Annotated in this window: 24 protein-coding genes; 10 read left to right on the top strand and 14 right to left on the bottom strand. The window is 55.3% G+C overall.

Annotation, left to right across the window (positions count from 1 at the left end; all coding sequences use genetic code 11):
* Position 1: 1 nt before the first annotated feature.
* Together MKZ35_RS01640 and MKZ35_RS01635 are read left to right on the top strand one after the other, a co-directional pair.
* A complete protein-coding gene (locus tag MKZ35_RS01640; protein ID WP_482511487.1) occupies positions 2–406 on the top strand; it encodes a hypothetical protein in 405 nt (134 codons plus the stop codon).
* A gap of 114 nt (positions 407–520) precedes the next feature.
* A complete protein-coding gene (locus MKZ35_RS01635) occupies positions 521–940 on the top strand; it encodes a hypothetical protein (RefSeq protein ID WP_482511486.1) in 420 nt (139 codons plus the stop codon).
* An 82-nt stretch (positions 941–1,022) separates the two neighbouring features.
* On the opposite strand, the gene rny is transcribed toward MKZ35_RS01635, so the two are convergent.
* The 3 genes from rny to MKZ35_RS01620 form a co-directional block, all read right to left on the bottom strand.
* Positions 1,023–2,690: a ribonuclease Y gene (gene rny, locus MKZ35_RS01630; RefSeq protein WP_482511485.1), complete on the bottom strand. Its 1,668-nt coding sequence runs from the start codon at positions 2,688–2,690 to the stop codon at positions 1,023–1,025.
* A gap of 111 nt (positions 2,691–2,801) precedes the next feature.
* Entirely contained in the window at positions 2,802–2,981 is a 180-nt protein-coding gene (locus tag MKZ35_RS01625) for a cell division protein ZapA (protein WP_482512246.1), read from the bottom strand.
* A gap of 138 nt (positions 2,982–3,119) precedes the next feature.
* Complete coding sequence (locus MKZ35_RS01620; protein ID WP_133273963.1) at positions 3,120–3,416, bottom strand: hypothetical protein; 297 nt, start codon at positions 3,414–3,416, stop codon at positions 3,120–3,122.
* Positions 3,417–3,638: 222 nt separating this feature from the next.
* Between MKZ35_RS01620 and MKZ35_RS01615 the strand changes: the two genes are divergently transcribed.
* A complete protein-coding gene (locus MKZ35_RS01615) occupies positions 3,639–4,577 on the top strand; it encodes a transposase family protein (RefSeq protein ID WP_482511484.1) in 939 nt (312 codons plus the stop codon).
* Between the two features lie 12 nt (positions 4,578–4,589).
* On the opposite strand, the gene MKZ35_RS01610 is transcribed toward MKZ35_RS01615, so the two are convergent.
* Both MKZ35_RS01610 and pheT read right to left on the bottom strand, forming a co-directional pair.
* Complete coding sequence (locus tag MKZ35_RS01610; protein ID WP_482511483.1) at positions 4,590–4,826, bottom strand: hypothetical protein; 237 nt, start codon at positions 4,824–4,826, stop codon at positions 4,590–4,592.
* Between the two features lie 99 nt (positions 4,827–4,925).
* On the bottom strand, positions 4,926–7,346 hold the full coding sequence (gene pheT, locus MKZ35_RS01605; protein ID WP_482511482.1) for a phenylalanine--tRNA ligase subunit beta: 2,421 nt from the start codon (positions 7,344–7,346) through the stop codon (positions 4,926–4,928).
* Between the two features lie 141 nt (positions 7,347–7,487).
* Between pheT and MKZ35_RS01600 the strand changes: the two genes are divergently transcribed.
* Positions 7,488–8,096, top strand: coding sequence for a Uma2 family endonuclease (locus MKZ35_RS01600; protein WP_482511481.1), 609 nt, complete (start codon positions 7,488–7,490; stop codon positions 8,094–8,096).
* A 196-nt stretch (positions 8,097–8,292) separates the two neighbouring features.
* Here the strand turns inward: MKZ35_RS01600 and MKZ35_RS01595 are convergent, their stop codons facing one another.
* The 3 genes from MKZ35_RS01595 to radC form a co-directional block, all read right to left on the bottom strand.
* A complete protein-coding gene (locus MKZ35_RS01595; protein WP_482511480.1) occupies positions 8,293–8,640 on the bottom strand; it encodes a hypothetical protein in 348 nt (115 codons plus the stop codon).
* A gap of 9 nt (positions 8,641–8,649) precedes the next feature.
* Positions 8,650–9,270, bottom strand: coding sequence for a DUF1684 domain-containing protein (locus MKZ35_RS01590; RefSeq protein ID WP_482511479.1), 621 nt, complete (start codon positions 9,268–9,270; stop codon positions 8,650–8,652).
* Positions 9,271–9,456: 186 nt separating this feature from the next.
* Positions 9,457–10,200, bottom strand: a complete 744-nt coding sequence (gene radC, locus MKZ35_RS01585; protein ID WP_482511478.1) for a RadC family protein — start codon at positions 10,198–10,200, stop codon at positions 9,457–9,459.
* 123 nt (positions 10,201–10,323) lie between these two features.
* On the opposite strand from radC, the gene MKZ35_RS01580 reads away from it, so the two are divergent.
* The 6 genes from MKZ35_RS01580 to MKZ35_RS01555 all read left to right on the top strand — a co-directional run bounded on the left by MKZ35_RS01580 (position 10,324) and on the right by MKZ35_RS01555 (position 15,653).
* Positions 10,324–11,562 (top strand): metallophosphoesterase, encoded by a 1,239-nt coding sequence (locus MKZ35_RS01580; RefSeq protein ID WP_482511477.1) that lies wholly within the window; start codon positions 10,324–10,326, stop codon positions 11,560–11,562.
* A gap of 156 nt (positions 11,563–11,718) precedes the next feature.
* Positions 11,719–12,372, top strand: a complete 654-nt coding sequence (locus MKZ35_RS01575) for a hypothetical protein (RefSeq protein ID WP_482511476.1) — start codon at positions 11,719–11,721, stop codon at positions 12,370–12,372.
* 130 nt (positions 12,373–12,502) lie between these two features.
* A complete protein-coding gene (locus MKZ35_RS01570) occupies positions 12,503–13,165 on the top strand; it encodes a carboxypeptidase-like regulatory domain-containing protein (protein ID WP_482511475.1) in 663 nt (220 codons plus the stop codon).
* Between the two features lie 173 nt (positions 13,166–13,338).
* Positions 13,339–14,298 carry a cation diffusion facilitator family transporter gene (locus MKZ35_RS01565; RefSeq protein WP_482511474.1) on the top strand — a complete coding sequence of 320 codons (960 nt, stop codon included), beginning with the start codon at positions 13,339–13,341 and terminating at the stop codon, positions 14,296–14,298.
* Positions 14,299–14,346: 48 nt separating this feature from the next.
* Positions 14,347–15,264 carry a UV DNA damage repair endonuclease UvsE gene (gene uvsE, locus MKZ35_RS01560; RefSeq protein ID WP_482511473.1) on the top strand — a complete coding sequence of 306 codons (918 nt, stop codon included), beginning with the start codon at positions 14,347–14,349 and terminating at the stop codon, positions 15,262–15,264.
* Positions 15,265–15,293: 29 nt separating this feature from the next.
* Positions 15,294–15,653 (top strand): hypothetical protein, encoded by a 360-nt coding sequence (locus MKZ35_RS01555; protein WP_482511472.1) that lies wholly within the window; start codon positions 15,294–15,296, stop codon positions 15,651–15,653.
* A gap of 68 nt (positions 15,654–15,721) precedes the next feature.
* Here MKZ35_RS01555 and MKZ35_RS01550 read toward each other — a convergent pair whose 3' ends face one another.
* The 6 genes from MKZ35_RS01550 to MKZ35_RS01525 all read right to left on the bottom strand — a co-directional run bounded on the left by MKZ35_RS01550 (position 15,722) and on the right by MKZ35_RS01525 (position 20,122).
* Entirely contained in the window at positions 15,722–16,063 is a 342-nt protein-coding gene (locus MKZ35_RS01550; RefSeq protein WP_482511471.1) for a hypothetical protein, read from the bottom strand.
* A 260-nt stretch (positions 16,064–16,323) separates the two neighbouring features.
* Positions 16,324–16,644: a hypothetical protein gene (locus MKZ35_RS01545; RefSeq protein ID WP_482511470.1), complete on the bottom strand. Its 321-nt coding sequence runs from the start codon at positions 16,642–16,644 to the stop codon at positions 16,324–16,326.
* A gap of 327 nt (positions 16,645–16,971) precedes the next feature.
* Positions 16,972–17,688 carry a DUF4097 family beta strand repeat-containing protein gene (locus tag MKZ35_RS01540; RefSeq protein ID WP_482511469.1) on the bottom strand — a complete coding sequence of 239 codons (717 nt, stop codon included), beginning with the start codon at positions 17,686–17,688 and terminating at the stop codon, positions 16,972–16,974.
* Between the two features lie 111 nt (positions 17,689–17,799).
* Entirely contained in the window at positions 17,800–18,576 is a 777-nt protein-coding gene (locus MKZ35_RS01535) for a DUF4097 family beta strand repeat-containing protein (protein WP_482511468.1), read from the bottom strand.
* A 155-nt stretch (positions 18,577–18,731) separates the two neighbouring features.
* The gene (locus MKZ35_RS01530; protein WP_482511466.1) at positions 18,732–19,577 is read right to left on the bottom strand and encodes a HEAT repeat domain-containing protein; all 846 of its coding nucleotides are present in this window, start codon (positions 19,575–19,577) and stop codon (positions 18,732–18,734) included.
* 5 nt (positions 19,578–19,582) lie between these two features.
* On the bottom strand, positions 19,583–20,122 hold the full coding sequence (locus MKZ35_RS01525) for an RNA polymerase sigma factor (protein WP_482511465.1): 540 nt from the start codon (positions 20,120–20,122) through the stop codon (positions 19,583–19,585).
* Between the last annotated feature and the right edge of the window lie 238 nt (positions 20,123–20,360).

Here is a 20,360-nt window from a genome sequence, read left to right as displayed (position 1 = left end):
TATGAAAACTCTTTTCAAATTAACAATATCTATAGCTACTGCATTAGTTATTTCGTCTATACTTGCAAGTGCTTTTAACTCTTCAGAAATTTATTCGACAGCTATCTATTTATTTTTTATGATAATGATTTATGGAATATGGATTTATGGTTCATTCATTGTAATACATTATATAGCATTCCATTATTTTAACCGATATGCATGGTGGACATCAGCAGGTATAGGGGGAGTACTGGCAGTGATTATTATGTCCATTTTGGTGAGTGGCTCTGCCCCTATTTTTACTGTGACCCCTATATTAAGTAAGCTAAGAACTATTACTAGTTTTGGTATTGGGGGCGGCTTGTATGGTATGCTATATTATTTCTGGGTAGATAAACCACCACATACAAAATTGTGGTGGTAAACTGTGTCACTTAACTTTTCAACGATATTTTACTCCAAGTTTAGTTAGCTACAAAATGCTTTATAAAATGGTCAGCCCTTATCAACACTGGACTGTAATTAGCGCCTACATCTTATGAAAGCTTTCTTCAAAACTCTGCTCGCTGTAGCTGTTGCATTGGCAGTGTCAGCCATGCTCTTTAGTATTTCTAGCAAGGTAGGTTTCCTCTCAACCTTGATCTATGTTTTTTTGATCATGCTGTTTTACGGCTGGTGGGTGTATTTTCCCTTCACCAGGTTTCATTCTTTGCTTTTCCAACGCCTCGCCCTACCTACCTGGTGGGCATCGGTCGGCATTGGCAGCGTCCTGGCGATGAGTATCGTAGTGGTGCTCGTGTTCAGTCCCGTTGTCATCGTCACGGTGTTTCCAACGTTTAGTCAGTCCAGGGCGCTCGACATCGTCAGCTTTGGCGTGGGCGGCGGCGTGTATGGCCTGTTGTATTACTTCTGGTTAGCCAAGCAGGCCCAGTCAACATTACGCCAAGAGGCAGAATAAACATTCTACGCTTATTTGCTTTCCCCAAAAAGCCCCCCAGCACGGACGCTGGGGGGCTTTTTTACTTACTGAAATCAGATAATTACTTAGCATAGGCCACGGCGCGCATTTCGCGAATGACGGTAATCTTAATCTGACCGGGATACTGCATCTCTTTCTCAATCTTCTGCGAGATTTCGTAGCTCAGCTCCTGGGCCCGCTCATCCGAGACGTTCTCGGCGTTGACCATCACGCGCAACTCGCGGCCGGCCTGGATGGCGTAGCACTGAAGCACGCCATCGAAACCGACGGCGGTTTCTTCCAGCTGCTTAAGGCGCTTGATGTAGCTCTCCATCATCTCGCGGCGGGCACCAGGTCTAGAGCCGCTGATGGCGTCGCAGGCCTGCACCAGAGGCGAGACCATGGCGGTCATTTCAATCTCGTCGTGGTGGGCGCCGATGGCGTTAATCACGTCGGGGTGCTCTTTGTACTTCTTGGCCAGCTCCATACCCAGGATGGCGTGGGGCAGCTCGGGCTCCTCGGTGCTTACTTTACCGATGTCGTGTAGCAGGCCGGCGCGTTTGGCGTGCTTGACGTTCAGGCCCAGCTCGGCGGCCATGGTGGCGCAGAGGTTGGCTACTTCACGGGAGTGCTGGAGCAGGTTTTGGCCGTAGCTGGAGCGGAAGCGCATCCGACCGACCATCTTAATCAGTTCGGGGTGCAGGCCGTGAATACCGAGGTCGATGATAGTCCGTTCCCCGATTTCCACGATTTCCTCGTCGATGTTCTTGCGGGTTTTAGCCACGATTTCCTCGATGCGGGCCGGGTGGATACGACCGTCTTTTACCAGCAAGTGCAGCGACAAGCGCGCTACCTCGCGGCGTACCGGGTCGAAGCCGGAAATGATGATGGCCTCGGGCGTATCATCCACGATGATTTCTACGCCGGTAGCAGCTTCCAGCGCCCGGATGTTGCGGCCTTCACGACCAATTATTTTGCCTTTAACGTCATCTGACTCGATGTTGAAAATCGATACGCAGTTCTCGATAGCGTGTTCAGCAGCCGTGCGCTGAATAGTCTCCAGCACCACTTTCTTCGCGTCTTTGGTAGCTGACAACTTAGCCTGAGCTACCACGTCTTTGATATAAGAGGAAGCCTGAATCTGGGCCTCATTCTTCAACGACTCTACCAATTGCTCGCGGGCTTCGGCGGCCGATAGGTTGGCAATAGTTTCGAGCTGATGCTGCACGTCGTGGATGCGCGCGTCGAGGTCTTGCTCTTTCTGCTGAAGCTTAGCTTGCTGCGTTTCGAGCGTCACGCGGCGCTTCTCCTCCTGGCTGTCGAGACGCTCACGCTGCTGCTGAGCGTCGGCCTGAAGCTTTTCGCGGAGGGTTTCTACGTCCTGCTCTTTACGCTGTAGTTGTTCGAGCTGCTTTTGAGTGGTCTCAGTGAGGCGCTTGATACTCTGCTCCTGCTCTAGTACAGTGGCTCTGCGTTCGGTTAATTCTTGCTCTAAGGCTTGCTTTTGGCGCTTACTTTCCTGCTCAAACTCGTTTTTAAGGGTCCGAAACTTGTCTTTTGACTGCTGAATACGCTCGTCGCGGACGCGGTTGGCTTTATCTTCAGCCTCTTGAAGCAACTGTTGGGCGCGGGCTTGCGCCTGGGCCTCGTGGTCCTGCCGGGCCTTGCCGGCCAGCAGGCGTCCCAGCACCACGCCGGCCACAAGGGCAACGACGGCAGCCAGAACAATATAGATTATGTAGTTGGGCATGAGTTATGGTTTTTAGGGGTACTACTAAACCACAACAAAAAAATCTGCCCAACAGTCTCCAAGTAGCGGAGCATTTGCCCCGCCCGGTCGGGCTTAAAACTGCACTAATGCTCAGCTGAGCACCAGCGACGAAAGCAGCTTATCTAAGCGCGTAAGGCGCTCAGTAAGAGCTGCATCAGTGCCATCCTTCTCTTTGCTGACTTTCAAGCCATCAGCCATAGTGGATAAGGCAATCATGGCTAGCAAGTCTTGCTTGTCTTGGATGCCATACTGTTCGCGAAATTCCTTGATCCGTTCGCTGAGCTGTCGCCCGGCCAGGCGCAGGCGCTCCTCTTCCGGGGGCTCACGCGCATGGGATAATCCCGGTCGGCAATTCGGATCTTTATGGATAAATCACTCATCAGCAGATATCTATACGTTCGATGGTCGTTACTCCCTCAAATAGGCAAGGCACTTATCAATCTCGCGGATATATTCGTTTAGGCGCAGTTTAAGCTCGTTGGCGTTGGCAGGTTCCTCTGCTATGGTATGGACAAGTTTAGCGATATTCTCCTGATTCTGGAAATCCTTGAGTTGCCGTTCCCGGTCGCGCACGTCGGCGTGGAGCTGCTGGATAGTCGTTTGGGCATCGGCCAGTTCCTCGCGCAACTGCTGATAGGCAGCCACTAAGGTGGTTACCTGCCGCTCCAGGCGGTCTAGTTGGGCAAGCTGCTGGGAGGAGGCCATAATAAATAAATTTGTTAGGCAAAGTAACAAAATGTCGCCTGCTTCATCCTCTTTCCTACAGTATATAGAAGCTAAACTGTTTACAGTGGCGACTGAAGATCTATTGAGGATAAGTCAGTTGACTTCATACTTATCCTAACCTGTCTGTTGTGCGGAGTATAGTAGTGCTGATGCGGAAAGTCTTTCTATCATAACCCGCGAGTCGGGGCTGTACATTTGGGCATGAATTATTTGGCCCTACGGGAGCGTCCGACGCAGTTTCTGGCGCTGACTAGCCTACTGCCCGCTGAATTTGACGACTTACTGCTCGACTTTGCGCCCGCTTGGGAGCGCTACCACCGCTACCATACCCTGGAGGGGAAGCGGCGCGGGTTTCCCGCTCACCAGGAGCGGGCCAACGCCACGCTGCCGGGTACCGACACCAAGCTCTTTTTTCTGCTCACCTACCTCAAAAGCAATGCTTTGCAGCAACACCAGGCCGCCAGCTTCGGCGTCTCCCAGACCCGCGTCAGCCGCCTGGCGGCCGTGTTGCTGGCCGTGCTCAACCAGGTACTGGCCGCCCGCCACCTGCTGCCCGTGCGCGACGGGGCGCAACTGGTGCAGCGGCTGGCTCAGCACCCGGACAAGGTCTTTGCCTACGATGGCGTCGAGCGCGGCATCCCGCGCAACGCCGACGGTGAGGGGCAGGCGGAAGAATACAGTGCTAAAAAAGCGCATCGCCTGAAAAACATGACCTTGTGCGATGCCACGCAGTACGTGTATTTCCTCTCGGCCACGGAAGGCGGACGGGTGCATGACAAGAAAATGGCCGACGAGTACCCGTTGCAGTTGCCGGCCGGCAGCGTGGTGCGCCAGGATCTGGGCCTGCTGGGCCATGCCCCGGCCGGGGTCGTGGTGGAGATGCCCCACAAGAAGCCCCCGAAGCAGGAGTTGACGTTTTCGCAAAAGCGCTATAACCAGCTGCTCAGTTCGTTGCGCGTCGTCATCGAGCACGCCCACAGCGGTATTAAGCGCCTGCGCATGGTCCGCGACCCACTGCGGCTGCGCGGCGCATGGGTGCGCGACACGGTCATGGTCGTAGCCTGTGGCCTACACAACCTGCGCGTCCTCAGTCCGCACCGGGCTTATCTTGCGCACGCACGTACGAATCTCCCGAAGTAGTTCGCATTAGCATTAGTAAAGAACAACACCTTTCACTGATGCATGAATAGGTGGATACTGATCAGGTGTCATACGCCCTTCGTCAAGGAAGCTCACAATTGCAACCAGACCCAGAACACAGGGATGGCCGATATTGAGGAATATTCCGAAAGGAGCATGGTGCACTACTATTCCCTCAACTACACTTCCTATTGGATATAGCTCTGCTATTTCATTCCAATCGATACCATCTTGTTCTTGAGTTGTCATACCTGAAATCGCATTTTGGAAGTAATTAAAAGGAGCCTGAGAAATATCTCAGGCTCCTTTTAATTAGTAATGCATGGCAATAATAGATTGTTTGCCGTATTACTTTCGAATTAGAGCCCCGGCCTGCTTTTCAAATTGCTGAATCAGACGTTGCATTACGCCATCAATTGCCTGGTCGGTGAGCGTTTGGGTGAGGTCCTGGAGGCTGAAGCTGACGGAGTACGACTTCTTACCTTCTGGCAGCTTATCGCCTTCGTACATGTCGAACACGTTCACGCCTTGCAGGAGCTTGCGCTCGGCGCGCTGGGCAATCTGGCGCAGCTGGTCGAAGGTCACGGCTTTGTCGACTACCAGCGACAGGTCGCGGCGCACCTCCGGGAACTTAGGCAGCTCGCGGGCCACGAGGGCGTTCTTATATTTCTTCACCAGCCAATCCCAGTCCAGCTCAGCGTACCACACGGGCTGATTCACGTCGAGGCGCTTGAGCACTCCCGCAGAAATGCCCCCCAGGTGAGCCACCGGCTGGTTTTGCGCTAACAACGTGAGGCCGCCCACCAGGTATTGATGCTGTACCGGCTGGGAAGTCGGCGCGGCATGGCCCAGCGCCGTCAGCACTTGCTGCACGGCGCCGGCCAAGTGGTGGAAGGTCGTTTTTTCGGCTTTGTGCTGCCAGGTTTCGGCGGTGGAGTTGCCGGTGAGCAGAATCACTAAGCTGTTTTTCTCCTCGTACTGACCGTCGGCTTTGCGGTAGTAAGTTTTGCCGAACTCGTAGAGCTTCAGGTCGCGCTGGCGGCGGTTGAGGTTGTAGCGGACTACTTCCAGGGTGCTGTGCAGCACCGTGGGGCGCAGCACGTTCAGGTCGGCGCTATTGTAGTTCAGCACGCGCACCAGGGCCTCATTAGTTTCGCCTTCGGCTTCGAAGTAGCGGGCGTTGGTGATGGAGTTGGTGATGACTTCCGAAAAGCCCTGGCCACTGAGCAGACGCGCTGTGTTCTGGCGCAGAATCTCGGGGTCAGGGTTCGGGAATTTGGCCAGGAAGGAAGCCGAGTTGTGCGGGCGCAAAGCGACGTTGTTGTAGCCGTAGATGCGCAGGATTTCCTCAATAACGTCGGCCTCGCGGGTCACGTCTACTTTGAAGGATGGCACAATCAGCCACCAGTCGTCGCCGTTTTCATTTTGAATGGTTATATCTAAATCAGTCAGAATCTGGCGGATTCGGTCGGTGGCGATGTGCTGACCTACGAGGCGCTCCACCCGCGACAGGCGCAGGCGCACGGTGGCGGGCAGCACATGCTTCGGATATTCATCCACCACGGGTGCGGCGATACGCGCGCCGGCTACTTCCTGAAGCAGCAGGGCGGCCCGCTGCAAGGCTATCAGCACCATGTTTGGATCAGTGCCGCGCTCGAAGCGGAAGGAGGCGTCGGTTTTGAGCTGGTGCGTTTGGCTGGTACGACGCACCACGGCGGGCGAGAAGTAGGCGCTTTCCAGAAATACTCGCGTGGTGGTCGGACTCACGCCGGAAGTTTGCCCCCCAAACACGCCCGCTAAGGCCAGCGGCTCCCCGCCCCCACCGGCAATCACCAGATCTTCGGCGCGCAGGGTGCGCTCAATGCCGTCCAGGGTTGTGAATTTTTCGCCTTCAGCGGCGCGCTTTACTCGAATTTGCCCCCCAGAAATCTGGTCGGCGTCGAAGGCGTGCAGGGGCTGGCCCAACTCGTGCAGCACGAAGTTGGTCACGTCTACCACGTTGTTAATCGGCGACAAGCCGATGCTGCGCAAGCGCCGCTGTAGCCACTCCGGCGACGGGCCAACCTGCACGTTTTCCAGCAGCAAGCCGGCATAGCGCGGGCAGGCATCTTCGTCCTCAATCAGCACCCGCACCTGCTGCGCGGCGGCTGTGGGGGGCAAAAACGCACTTACATTGGGCAAATGGCAGGGCTGCTGCAATAAGGCGCGCAGCTCGCGGGCCACGCCGTAGTGGGAGGCCGCGTCGGCGCGGTTGGGCGTCAGGCCGATTTCCAGTACGGCATCGGAGCCCAAACCGAAATACTCGGCGGCAGGCGTGCCATTGGGCAGATCCGTGTCGAGGACCATAATGCCGGCATGAGAGGTGCCGATACCGAGTTCGTCCTCGGCGCAAATCATGCCCTCGGAGGCGGCGCCGCGAATCTTGGACTTCTTGATTTTGAAGGGCTCGCCCTGGGCTGGGTGGAGGGTGGCGCCTTCCAGGGCTACCACCACCTTCTGGCCCGCGGCCACGTTGGAAGCGCCGCACACAATTTGGCGCGGGATAGCGTCGCCCACAGCTACGGTGGTCAGGCTCAGCTTATCGGCGTCGGGATGCTTTTCGCAGGTCAATACTTCGCCGATAACCACGCCGCGCAGGCCGCCGGGAATGCTTTCCAACTCCTCTACGCCTTCCACTTCCAGGCCCGAGCCGGTGAGCAGAGCGGCCAGCTCAGTGGCCGATTTATCGGTGGGTATGAGGGTGCGGAGCCAGTCAAGGGAGATTTTCATATAGAATATTCGTATTCAGCGGCAGTTTGGTGAGGGTAAACATCGGCCAGGCCGACAAAGGTAGGGATTTGCGAAGCGGGCCAAAAAGCCCCCCAGCCCGAAGAGTTTTGCGTATCTTCGAAAAAAGCAATGAAACGCGTTATGACTAGCCGACCCACTATCTCGGAAGAAGCCGTTATCCTGCGTGGCCCCCTCATCACGGGCTTCAGCGACGAGGAGTTTTTCCAATTCTGCCAGGACAACCCCGACTTGCGCGTGGAGCGTACCTCCGACCACGAAATAATCTTTATGTCGCCCGCCGGCTTCCTTTCCAGCGCCCACAGCGGCGAAGTTCATTTTCAAGTCACGCTTTGGAACAAGCAGACCTGCTTAGGCCGCGTGGGCGAGTCGTCAGCGGCGTTTATTTTGCCGGATAAGGCTACACTTTCGCCCGACGTGTCGTGGCTCAGCAACGCTACCTGGCAAAAGGTGCCAGCGGAGCAGCGCAACAAGTTTCTGCCCGTGTGCCCTGAGTTTGTGGTGGAAGTGAAGTCGCCCTCCGACCGCATGACGACCTTGCACGCCAAGATGGAGCAGTGGCTGCGTAACGGCGTTCAGCTAGCCTTCCTGCTGGACACCGAAGCGGAAGCCGCCTTCGTCTACCGCCCCGACCAGCCACCATTGGAAGTACAAGGCTATGATAATGAACTCAGTGGTGAGCCGGTGCTGCCTGGTTTCGTGCTGGACCTGCGGCCGCTGCGTGAGGAATAATCAACTATAATAAATTGCTATTTTCACTTGTAAACAAGGTGCTTATTATTGAAGCTGTTTAGAAAGTTGCTAAAATTCTTCGGAACGTCATGCTGAGGAATCGAAGCATCTCTACCGCTTAGTATGGGCCATGCAACGAAGCGGTAGAGATGCTTCGATTCCTCAGCATGACCGCCTGACTACTTCCTAAACAGCTTCATTCTTTCTTCTCTTGAAAATAAATCACTCCAAGAATTTCTTTAACAGCCTGATCAGCAAAAATTATACAATCTCCTTCTTCGAATTCAACCTCAAGAAACCGTACTTCCTCTAACGGGCTGCTTCCTAAAGCATCTACTGTTTCTTTAAGACCTTCATACCATTCATTCGTCACTTCTCGGCTCAGGCCAAGTCGAGTCTCATAAATATCATGCATATGAAGACGGGAAATTACGAAGTCAATCTTAGCAGTTGAAACCACAGAGTTTACCAATGTAAGAAGCTTAGGGCCATTTGGGTATTCAGCCTTAAGTAACACTCGTAACTCATCTTGCTTGGGAAGCATAAAGCATCTTTAATCTTTGTGAAAAGTCTTCTCCCCGGCCTTGATGTATGCCGACAAAATATTCTCGGCGGGCGGCACGGGGCAGGCAAACGACGCATTGTAGGCACAGAACGGATTATAAGCGGCATTAAAATCGAGCACAATTTCGTCGTCGCCCTCGGCTACGGGGTCAGCATCGAGGTAGCGGCCGCCGCCGTAAGTGTCGAAGCCGTTGGTTTTGTCGGTGAAGGGGATGAAAAGGGTGGTGTCCGGGCCGTTGGCTTTGCGAAAAACGGTGAGGCGCTGCGCTTCTTTTTGCCACTCGAAGGAGGCGCGGCCCCAGCGCAGGTACTTTTCGGCCTTTCCGTCGGTGAGGCGCATGGCGATAGTGTCGCGCACGGGGAAGGGCTCGAACTGGGCCGTGAGGCGATAGGTTTTGTTGGGTTCGTAGTAGTGCAGGCTGTCGAACTCCTGGCGCTGCTCGGCGGAAAGCGGCGAACCCTGCACGCGGCGGAATTCATCATTTTTGGCGTGACGCTCCTTCTCGATGCGAGCGACGTACTGCTCGTCGTTCAGCACAAGGTCTTGGAGGAAATAGCCGAGCACGAGGACGAGGCCGAGAAGGATAAAAAGCTTGGGATTGAGGCGCATGGTAGCGGCAAAGGTAAGATTCGTTGTTTGTAGCGCGAAGCTTCCGCTTGGCGTATTGTTGTACGACTTGCGTGGGGGGCATTTTTCAACACCTTGTTCACCTAAACAACGATGCGCGAAGCGGAGGCTTAGCAATACATTTCGCTGTAAACAACGATGCGCGAAGCGGAAGCTTCGCGCTACATCCTACAATACGCCTTCGTCGGCGAAGCTGTAGTAGCCATGGTCAGTGTAGATGAGGTGGTCGAGGATGGGCAGGTCCAGGAATTGGCCGGCTTCTTTGAGCTTGCGGGTGAGGGCGATGTCGGCGGCGCTGGGCTTCTGGTTGCCACTGGGGTGGTTATGCACCAAGATAATGGAGCTGGCCAGCTGTTCCAGCGCGTGCTTGAAAATCATCTTCGGGTCGGCGACGGTGCCGGCCACGCCCCCGCTGCTGATGGACTGCTTGCGCATGACTACGTTGGCGCGGTTGAGCAGAATCACCCAGAATTCTTCGTGGGGCAAATCCTGCAGATTAGGGCGGATGAGCTGGTAAATATCCCGCGAGCAGGTGATGGTGGTGCGGGCCGCGGCGGCCGTTTCCTTGCGGCGGCGGCCTAACTCTAAGGCCGCCACGATGGTTATAGCTTTCGCCTCCCCGATGCCTTTGTGGCGCATCAGCTCCTTTACCGACAATTTAGCCAGCTCATTCAAATCGTTTTCTACCGCGCTCAGAATCAGCTTAGCCACGTCCACGGCCGACAGCTTGGTGGTGCCCGAGCCGAGCAGAATGCCCATCAGCTCGGCATCGGACAGCGCAGAGCGGCCTTTTTGCAGGAGCTTTTCGCGCGGGCGGTCTTCCTCGGCCCAGCTTTTAATACCAAAAGAAGTGGGCGCTACGTAACGGACGGGGGCGGCTGCGTCCTCCGCCAGATTGTCAACTGATTTCATACTGCACTATTGTTGCTGAGGGCTGGCGCTTAAAGTAAACCGTGTACTTCGCCGTTTACCCTATTCTTACCCGGTAGTTTCAATAACTAAACCAAAGCTTCCGGAATCCATTTTACCCACCTCATGTCAAGACTTCTGAGCTTTCCCTTTATCCTTTTTCTGGTATTAGCCGAATGGTATGGTTACCAGGCCATTCGCACAATTATTCCGGCCAGCTCCATTAGCGGCCGCCGCATCGCCGGAACTATCTATTGGTTGGTTACTGCGCTGGCCTGGATTCTGGCAATTTGGGCCATCTCGACTCGCCATAGCGGGCCAGCACCTTACAAAACGTACTTATCCAGCTTGTTAGTGGGCCTTTTGCTGGCAAAGATGGTCGTCGTCCTGTTTTTGCTCCCCGAAGACCTGATCCGGCTGGGGCGTTGGGTGGTACGCCAGTTCACCCAGCAGGATACCGGAACCAGTGATTCGCCCATCAGCCGCAATCAGTTTCTGAGCTCTCTGGCGCTGGTAGTGGCGGGCATTCCGTTCGTGGCCTTTATCTGGGGTATGGTGCGCGGGGCTACCGATTACCAGGTGAAACGCGTGACGCTGCGCTTTCCCAACCTGCCCGCGTCGTTCGATGGCTTCAAGGTGCTGCAGATTTCGGACCTGCACACGGGCAGCTTCAGCTCCAGCGAGCCGCTGGAGCGGGCCGTCAGGATGATTAATAATCAGCAGGCCGACCTTATTTTTATGACCGGCGACCTGGTAAACAACGTGGCCACGGAGGTAGAAATACACATTGATACGCTGGCCCAGATTCAGTCCAAGCTGCCCAAGCTTTCCATTCTCGGCAACCACGACTACGGCGATTACGTGCAGTGGCCCAGCCCCGAAGCCAAGCGCGAAAACTTAGCCCGCCTGGCCCAGAATCACGCGAAAATTGGGTGGCGGTTGCTGCTGGATGAAAGCCACACGATAGAGCGCGGCGGCGAGAAGATAGCCGTGCTGGGCGTGCAGAACTGGGGCGCCCAGATGCGCTTCCCCAAGTACGGCAACCTGCCCAAAGCCCACGCCGCCAGCGGCGACGCGCCCTTCAAAATCCTCCTCTCCCACGACCCTTCGCACTGGGAAGGTGAGGTGCTGAATTACCCCGACATCGACCTGACGCTATCGGGTCACACCCACGGCATGCAGTTTGGGGTGAACCTGCCCTTCTTCAAGTGGAGCCCGGTGCAATACGTGTACAAGCAGTGGGCGGGACTGTACAAGCAAGGGCAGCAATACTTGTACGTGAACACTGGCCTGGGCTTCCTGGGTTATCCGGGCCGGGTCGGTTTCCTGCCCGAGATTACCGTGTTTGAATTGCGGCGAGCATAACCGGCCGTATCATTTATATATAAAAAAGCCCCCCATTCATTACCCTGGGGGGCTTTTTTATATATAATAATTCAACTATACAACTACAAACAACCTCAACCGTATAGCGGCCGTGGTCTGATTTTTGGACTGCTCCTCTTTCTCTTAAATTTTGTCATGAAAAAGACCTTCCTACTATTCTCCTGCGCCGGTGCGCTGGCATTTGCATCCTGCTCACAGGAAAAAGCGGCCGAAACCACGACCACCACTACGACTACCGAGACGATGAGCACGCCTGCGACGGAGGCTACGTACCGCAGCCGCGCTAACCGCATTGCCACACGCATGGCTACTGACCTTAAAATCACGGACACGACTGTGGTAGCCCGCGCCGAGGACATCTACTTCAACCGTTCGCGCCGCCTTGCCGAGTTGGAAGCGCAGTACACCGCCGATACCACGGGCATGTACGCAGCCATGCAAACCATTAATACCGAAATCGATACGGAGTTCAAAACCGTTTTCTCCGACCCCGCTCAGTACCAAGCGTATGTGGCCAACCGCATGAACTACGCCGAGGAAATGTATGTGGATGCAGCCCCCGCAGCTGTTGACCAGGGCGTAACCAAAGTAGAGGCCGACGGCGACACGAAAACCAAATATGCCAACGGCACTAAGGTAAAAACGGAATCGGACGGTGAGATGAAAATAAAGACCGCCAACGGCACCAAAATGAAAGCGGAGTCGGACGGCGAGATGAAGATAAAGGCCGATGACGGCTCCAAATTAAAAGTGGACGACGACGGCGAAACCAAGATGAAAGAGGAATAACGAACCCCTTCATCTGTTTTAGAGTTTTAAAAAAGCCCGCACCTGCAACGGTGCGGGCTTTTTTTGACTCTGTAGTTGGCTACCTTGCAGTTTGGTTGCGTTAGAATAATTGATGGGTTTATCGTCTCGTTTGGTTACCGGATTCTGGAATAAAGCTGCCCTGCTGCTGGTTTTGAGCCTGTTGCTGGCCTTGTCGGCTTCGGCTCAGCTGCGCGTGGCGGGCACGATTACCAATGCCGCCGACGGTAAGCCCATACCCGGAACTACGGTGCGCATTAAGGGCAGTAAAATCGGCGTGATAGCCAACAACGACGGCGACTTCCGCATCGACGTGGCGTACACCGATACGCTGGAGTTTATTTCCCTGGGCTTCCAAACCAAGCGCCTGGCGCTGGGCCGCTCGGGTCTTTCCCAGCTTATTGTGCAGGTAAAAATGGACCGCGCCAGCATTCAGCTGGGAGAAGTGCGAGTGCAGGAAGGCCGCCCGGCCGATGCTCAAATCAAGAAAGCCCTGCGCAACGTGCGCCGCCCCGAGCCGCCCGCCAACGCCGTAAAACGCCCCCCAGCGCCCAAACCCTTGTTTCCCGTCGATTCCACGGCGCCCAAAGCTCCGGTAGCTACGCTGGAAAATCCCGCCAGCCTGCTCTACGATGCCCTGTCGCGGGAGGGCAAGGCGCGGCGTAAGCTGGAGGAGCTGCAACAGCAGGAGGCGCTGAAAAAGAAGCTGGAGCAAGCCCGCCGCGACCGGGCGCGCTACAACCGCAATTTCAAGGATAACCGAGGCTACGAGTAAACGGCTTCCTTGCGAAGCGAGATAGTTACCAACCCTGGCGCGCCCGTCAGCGTTTGTTTAGGTACATCGCCACGCCCATATACCTGCGCCAGGGCTTTGGTTGATAGCAATAGATACCTCATAAGTAGTTGCTATTGCGGCCCCGGTGCATATCGCTCCTAACCACTCTGCTTATGGCCAACTCTTCCAAAACCGGGATCTACGCTGCTATTGCCGCCAACACGGCTATTGCCATTTCTAAGTTTGTAGCGGCCAGCTTCACGGGCTCGTCGGCGATGCTCTCAGAGGGTATTCACTCAGTGGTGGACACGGGCAACGGCCTGTTGCTGCTACTCGGGATTCGGCGCAGCAAAAAAGCGCCTGATGATGACCACCCGTTTGGCCACGGCAAAGAGCTGTATTTCTGGTCGCTGATTGTCGCCATTCTGATTTTTTCCATCGGTGGCGGCATGTCTTTTTATGAAGGCATCTCCCACATCCGCAACCCCGCGCCGCTTTCTGACCCTACCTGGAACTACGTGGTGCTGGGCCTGGCCGCCGCTTTTGAAGGGGCAGCGCTGTTTCTGGCCCTGAAAAACTTCAATGCCACCCGCGGCGACAAACCTTTCTGGTTTGCCCTGCGGGCCAGCAAAGACCCCGGCAACTTTGCCATCATCTTCGAGGATACGGCCGCCTTGCTGGGCCTGGTGGTAGCGGCGGCCGGCGTATTCCTGGGTCATGCTTTGAACAATCCCTATATCGATGGCGCGGCCTCTATTGTTATTGGCTGCATTCTGGCCCTGACGGCCATATTCTTAGCTTATGAAAGCAAAGGGCTGCTCATTGGCGAAGGCGCCGACCCGGCGGTGCTGCAAAGCATTCGGGCGCTGGTGCAGGCTGATGCGGCTATTCTTAATGCCAAGCGGCCGTTGAGTATGCATTTTGGTCCAAACGACGTTTTTCTGGCCCTCGACGTGAACTTTCAGCCGGGCTTGTCAGCGATGGAAGTGGAAGAGGCAGTCGACCGGCTGGAGAAAGGCATCCGCAAGCTGCACCCCGATGTACAGCGCATTTTTATTGAGGCCCGCGCCGTGTCGGTGGAGCGTACCAACAAGGCCCAGCACGAGGGCAGCGACGCGCCCATAGCCCGCTGATCAGCTGCTTGCCATAACAGGCAGCCCGCAACGCACGTAAGCCCCAGTATGAAAATCGGGTATCCCTGCGTGAATGAAACGCTCGACTGCAGTGCCGCCACCACTTTTCGGCTGGCCTCCTACAACGATGAGCGCCTGGTGACTACCGTTACCAACAACCTGGCTTGCTTGCAGCGAATTCTGGAGTTTAACGTCCAGCGTGGCCTGCTCTTTTTCCGGATTGGCTCGGGCATCGTGCCGTTTGGTTCTCACGCTATCAATACGTATCCGTGGCAGACGGAATTTGCCCCCCAGTTCCGCGCCATTGGCGATTATATCAAAGCTGAGCGGATGCGCATCTCCTTCCACCCCGATCAGTTTGTGGTGCTCAACTCGCCCGATCCGGGTATTGTGGAGCGCAGCATTGCCGAGCTGGTGTACCAGGGCTCTATGCTGGATCTGATGGGCCTGGACAGCACCGCCAAGCTGCAAATCCACGTGGGTGGCCTTTACGGTGACCGGGACGTGGCCATTGAGCGCTTCATTGCTACCTACCGCACCCTGCCCGAGGCGGTGCGGGTGCGCTTAGTTATCGAAAACGATGACCGCCTGTTCAGCCTGCGCGACTGTCTGCGGGTGCACGAGGCCGTGGGCATTCCTATTTTGTTCGACAACTTTCACCACGAGTGCCTCAACCACGAGGAGCCCATGCAGGAAGCGCTGCGCCTGGCCGCCGGCACCTGGCACCCCACCCGCGACGGCGTGCTGATGATGGACTACAGCTCCCAGCAGTTGGGCGAGCGCAAAGGCAAGCACACCTCCTCGCTGGACGAAGACCGGTTCCGCGAGTTCGTGACTCACCTCAACGGCCTCGACATGGATATGATGCTCGAAATTAAAGACAAAGAAGCCAGCGCCCTCCGCGCCGTGGCTATTCTGCGCGAGCTGGGCCTAGCGGCTTCTGCTCCTTTAGTGGCCTCGGCCTAACTTATTCATTCCCTGTAACTTTTCCTCCTATGAACCAGCCAAATGCCCCCCAGTCCGGTGCCGATCTGCTTGCCGGCACCGTGCACGCCCTGCAAGGCGGCCTTACGGCCCTGCCCCTGAGCACCGCCCATACCAACATCGACACTTGGCAGGAGATGCTCCAACAAAGCGGCATTCCGGAGCTACAGGATATTGATCGTGAGCTAGGTAATCTACAATCCTTGCTCAGCAATACCGATGGGATTGATGGTACTGCCGTCGGGCAGTCGCTGGATATGCTGGGCACACAGACGTTGCAAGCCGCTGCCCACGCCACCCCCGACGCGCAAACTGCCCTGCGCGCCCTCGGCGACTTGCTGTTACAGCACGGCGCCAAGCTCAAGGAATAATAGCAGCGCATAAAAAAGCCCCCCAGATATCTTCTGGGGGGCTTTTTTGTGGGAAAACAATGCTGTGCTCAAGGTTTATTGCGATGGGTTTCGCGGAGGCGGCGATTCTGTATTGCGGGTGAGCGCCGACGCTGCTTAGTTTCCACACCCGGCGAAGCCTGGCCATCCATCACTGTCTGGCGTTTGCGCACGCGCTCTTGGGTAGAAGCCGCAGCCGGCGCGCTTTCATCGATGGTGCCGCGCTGGGTATTCTGCGGGTCTGAAGCCGGATTGATGGGTGTCGGTGCGGCTGGTTGCGGAGGCGCAGCCGGAGGAGTGGTAGAAGCTGGTGGCGCGGCGGGCGCGGGTGTCGTTTGGGCGTACGTGCCTCCGCTTAAGAGCATTGCAGCAAAGAGAAATTTAGTCTTCATATTATTTAGATAATTAGGTCAAGACAATTTCTTTACAAACGAATCAAAGAGTAAAATATATACGGGTTACAACCTGCAATAACCAAATTTAGTTTTATCGATGTACACAATTATGACCTTTTTACATCATACAATATTCAAACGTCACAAATAATAATGATAATACGCATTGCTTAGATTATAAGTATAGCAAAAAATAAAGCCTGCTTTACATCTGTAAAGCAGGCTTTATTAGCTTAATCAAAATCAGATTAAAAACCTTATTTTGATGGATCAGACTTCATTTTAGACTTCTTCTTTTTGTTCTTCACTTTTACGTCAGCAGCTTTGTTCTTAGGAGCGGCAACGGCTGGCTGCGTAGTGGTGCTCTGCGTTTCTACAGTAGTAGAGGTTTGCGTAGGGGCAGTAGTAGTGGTGTTGATGGTAGCGTCAGTGGCCGGCGTCGTCTGAGTTGTGGTGCTCTGAGTCGTGGTAGGCGTGGTGGGCTGCGTCGTGGTCGTGCTCTGCGTTGTGGTAGTCTGAGCATTAGCAGCAGAAATTCCGGTAACCAACAAAGCGACTAAAAGCAAGGACTTTTTCATAAGGTGGTAATAAGTTGAAAAGGAAAATAAGAGGTCAAAATCAGGTGCTAATGCACTAGCGCTATCTATTAAAAGATAATCGCAAGCCCTCAGCGTCAAAAATAACGAATAGGTTACAGAGCTTCGTATTTATTAAAATAAACTTCCCTCTCGAATCCACCAAATATGTAGCTAATACGTTCACAAAGCATACCTTACAATGTATGAATGAAATTTAAATCATGTAGTATTTTAAATTTCATTCGTCATTTTAGTAAAAGTAAATACCCCCTTTCTACGACCCAAGCAATTTGCGCCCTGGCTAGTGTTCAACCGGAGCGAGGCTGCCTAGTTCTGCTTGCGGAAGAATACGTCGCCGCTAATGGATTCGAGGCGAACGGCGGGGCTGCTGCTGCCCAGCGTGCCGCGCACCTGATAGCCTACCGGCGAGTTGTTTCTTTGACCATTGAGAGCAATATCCTGATTGGTGTACACTTCGCCCGTGATGGTTTTGAGTGCCACATCCGCGCCTTTGGCCGGTGACCAGCTTACATCCACGAAGCCGCTGATAGATTTGGCTTCCAATGGCCCGTTCAGGCCTTTTACCTCAATGTTGCCGCTGATGGTGTTCACGCTGACGGTGGCGCCGGCGGGCACTTCAATCACGTAGTCGATGCGGGCGCAGAGGCGGTACCCGTCCTTGCCGTTACTGCTCGTATTGTTCCACATGCTGTGTCCATCACCATCAGGGCAATTAGCTTCCTGGCTGGTGCGTAGCAGCTCTTTGTCGAACGCCGATTTCACTTTTACCTCGTAGCCGTCCGTAGCCAGGGTCAGCAGCAGGGCGTCGTTCAGCTTGTTCTGATTGATGGTGACACTGGCGCGCACGGCCACTTCCTTGCCGCTGCCGCCTTTGATCTGGATGCTGGACGCCTGTTGCAGATCCAGTACCAGTCGCTGCTTAGAGTTCAGGGGGGCTTTTTTCTCAATAATTTTCTGGGCTTGGGTAGGGCTAGTGCCCAGGAGCAGGGCAACTAGGGCCCCAAATAGCAGGAAGAGTTTCATGAGATGGTGATTTAGGGAGATGGTGATTTGGTGAAGTGGAGAGTGGTGAAGTAGAGGATTGCGCAAGTCGGGCGACAAACTCCCTAAATCACCATCTCCCTAAATCACCACTTACTTGGCTTTGCGCACGAACACGTCGCCGCTTATCGATTGCAGGGCGATTTTGGTACCACCGCCGTTCACGGTGCCTTCCACGGTTTGGCCGCCTACCCGGCGCATATCGTCATTCTCATTGCCCTTACCCATGTTGATGTCGAAGTCGGTGTAAACCTCGCCCGAGATGGTGCGCAGCTGCAAGGTGGTTTTGCTGTTGGCGGGCATTGTGACATCTACCGCCCCGCTCACGCTGGAAATAGAGCTGGGAGATTTGCCCACCCCAGCGTAGCGCACTATAATGTCGCTGCTGATGCTGTTGGCCACTACCCCGCCGCCCATATTCAGGAGCTGCGCATTGCCATCCTTCATGTTTACTTCCATGTCGCCCTGCAAATCGGTTACTTTCAGGTCGCCACTGCCAAATTGGTTCTGGGTGAATACCACCGACGTTTGCCGTGGCACCCGAATGACGTAGTCGGTATCCTTGCGGGAAGCCTGCACCACGCGCACTACATTATCCTTTTCGGTAACGGCGAGGCCAATTCGGGTATTATCAACGGCGGAGTTGTACACGGCCCGCAACCCTTCGGCGCGCTTAGGCGTCGGCTCATAGCCGTTGCCCCGAATGATGAGCTCATCGCCGTTGTAGCCTTCCAGCGTGACGTCGCTGCCTTGCATATCCAGCACAATTTTGCGGGCCTTGCCGCCGAGCTTGAGCTTGTATTCCTGGGCCCACAAGGCAGGACTAGCGGCCAGCAGGTAGAGTAGAGTGAGAAACAGAGTCTTTTTCATGACAAAGAGAAGTATAGTAAAAGAGGAGTCGAACGCACCCGCAACCGCGACTTCCGGGGGCTTTTTCAAGCCCGGTTCGTTGGGAAAAATGAACTGAAAGAGAATTGAAACAGTGTGTGTCGAGCTTGTGGGGCGGTCAGACATGACACTGCACTTTATATCTGGACCAGTTGCCCCAGCCCCGACTCCGCCTGCTGCCGCACGATAGGTAAGGCATCGCGGCGTTGAGACAAGCGCTCCAGCTCCGGCACGGCGCGCCGCTCACGCAGGGCTACCAGCAGCTCAATGAGCATGATCTGCACATTGGGGTCAGTCTGAATGGTGAGCGACTGCACAAAGGCCTCCCCTACTCGTGGGTCGTCGCGGAGGCGATAGAGCGCCTGCCCGGCGGCCAGCCGTACGTTGGTGTTGGGGTCAAAATTGAGCGTATTAATGAGCACCTGCACCGTTGGGTCGCTATCGCCTTCGGCCTCACCGGCAAGCTCACTTACCAGCTGAATCCGGTCGCTGGCGGAGAGTGCAGGCGTCGCAGGATTGACTTTAAGGGCGTGAAGGCGCTCATCGGCAGTAGTAGCAGTATTAGCAGCCACCTCGGGACCAACTGGCCGCCACAGGTTACCTAGCAGAATGCCCGTAGCTAATAGCAGCAAGCTGGCGGCAATGCGCAGCCACCACATACCCGACTGGTCCGACGTAGCGGGCTCCAAGCGCACTACTTTCGCTTCGCGCACCTCCGATTCGGGCTTCGCTAGCGCCGCTTTTTCCCGCTCAAGTGCGGCCATAAAGCTCATGCGAAGTGCTGGCGGCGGGTTTACGGGCTCGGCAGCTTCAAATTTGCCCCCCAGTTCCCGCAGCTGAGCTACGCGCTCCTGACAGCGAGGACAGTCAGCTACGTGGGCTGCCATCCGGGCCGTTTGCTCCGGGGGTAGTGTGTGCTCAGCGTAGTCCACCAGCAGGTCGGCTACGTCGAGGCAATCGGAAGAATTAGGCGTAATATTCATGGTCGTTAGTTGAAATAGATGGTGCGCAGGGCTTGTAAGGCTCGGTGCGCTTTCACTTTGGCCGCCCCGGCGGTGCAGCCCAGCATGTCTGCTATTTCCTCGTAGCTGAAGCCCTGGAAGCGGTGCAGCACCAGGATTTCGTGTTGAGCGGGAGGTAATAAGGCCATAGCTTCGTGCACATCCTGCTCGCGGTCCACGGCGGCCGTGTGACGGAAGGCGGCTCCGCCCAAGGCTCCTTTGCGCTCCACTTCCACCACGTCGGTAGTGCGCAGCCGCTGCTGGCGCTGCCAGTGGTCAGTGTGGATGTTGCGGGCCAATTGGTAGGCCCAGGCCCGGAAAGGCTGACCGGGCCGGTAGCTGGCCCGGTACTTCAGCAGGCGCTCAAACACGGTTTGGGTGAGGTCCTGGCTGGCTTCGTAATCGCTGGTGAGGCGGTAGAGAAAGTTGAACAGTGGCCCCTGGTAGCGCTCGAACAACGGCACCACCTGGTCGAGGTCGTCGGCCTGCACGGCTGCCATTAATTCTTCGTCGCTTCTGGTTTCCACCGCGTAAGATTTGGAGTTGGATTGCAGCGAGTACCGGGAGATCGGGCAATCGTTACAAGGGTAGCAAACTTTTTTCTGGGGAGGTAAAAAAGCTGTCCAGGAATACATGATAAAATCTTAGAACGTCATGCAGCGCGAGGCATGACAAGAAAAGAGGATTCTTAAAACAGATTTCTACCCCACAAAAAAGCCCCCCAGCTGTAACCGCGCTACAGCTGGGGGCTTTTTCAGGAAGAGG

Source organism: Hymenobacter sp. R533113, assembly GCF_056835965.1.
This window is presented reverse-complemented; position numbering and strand designations above follow the sequence as displayed.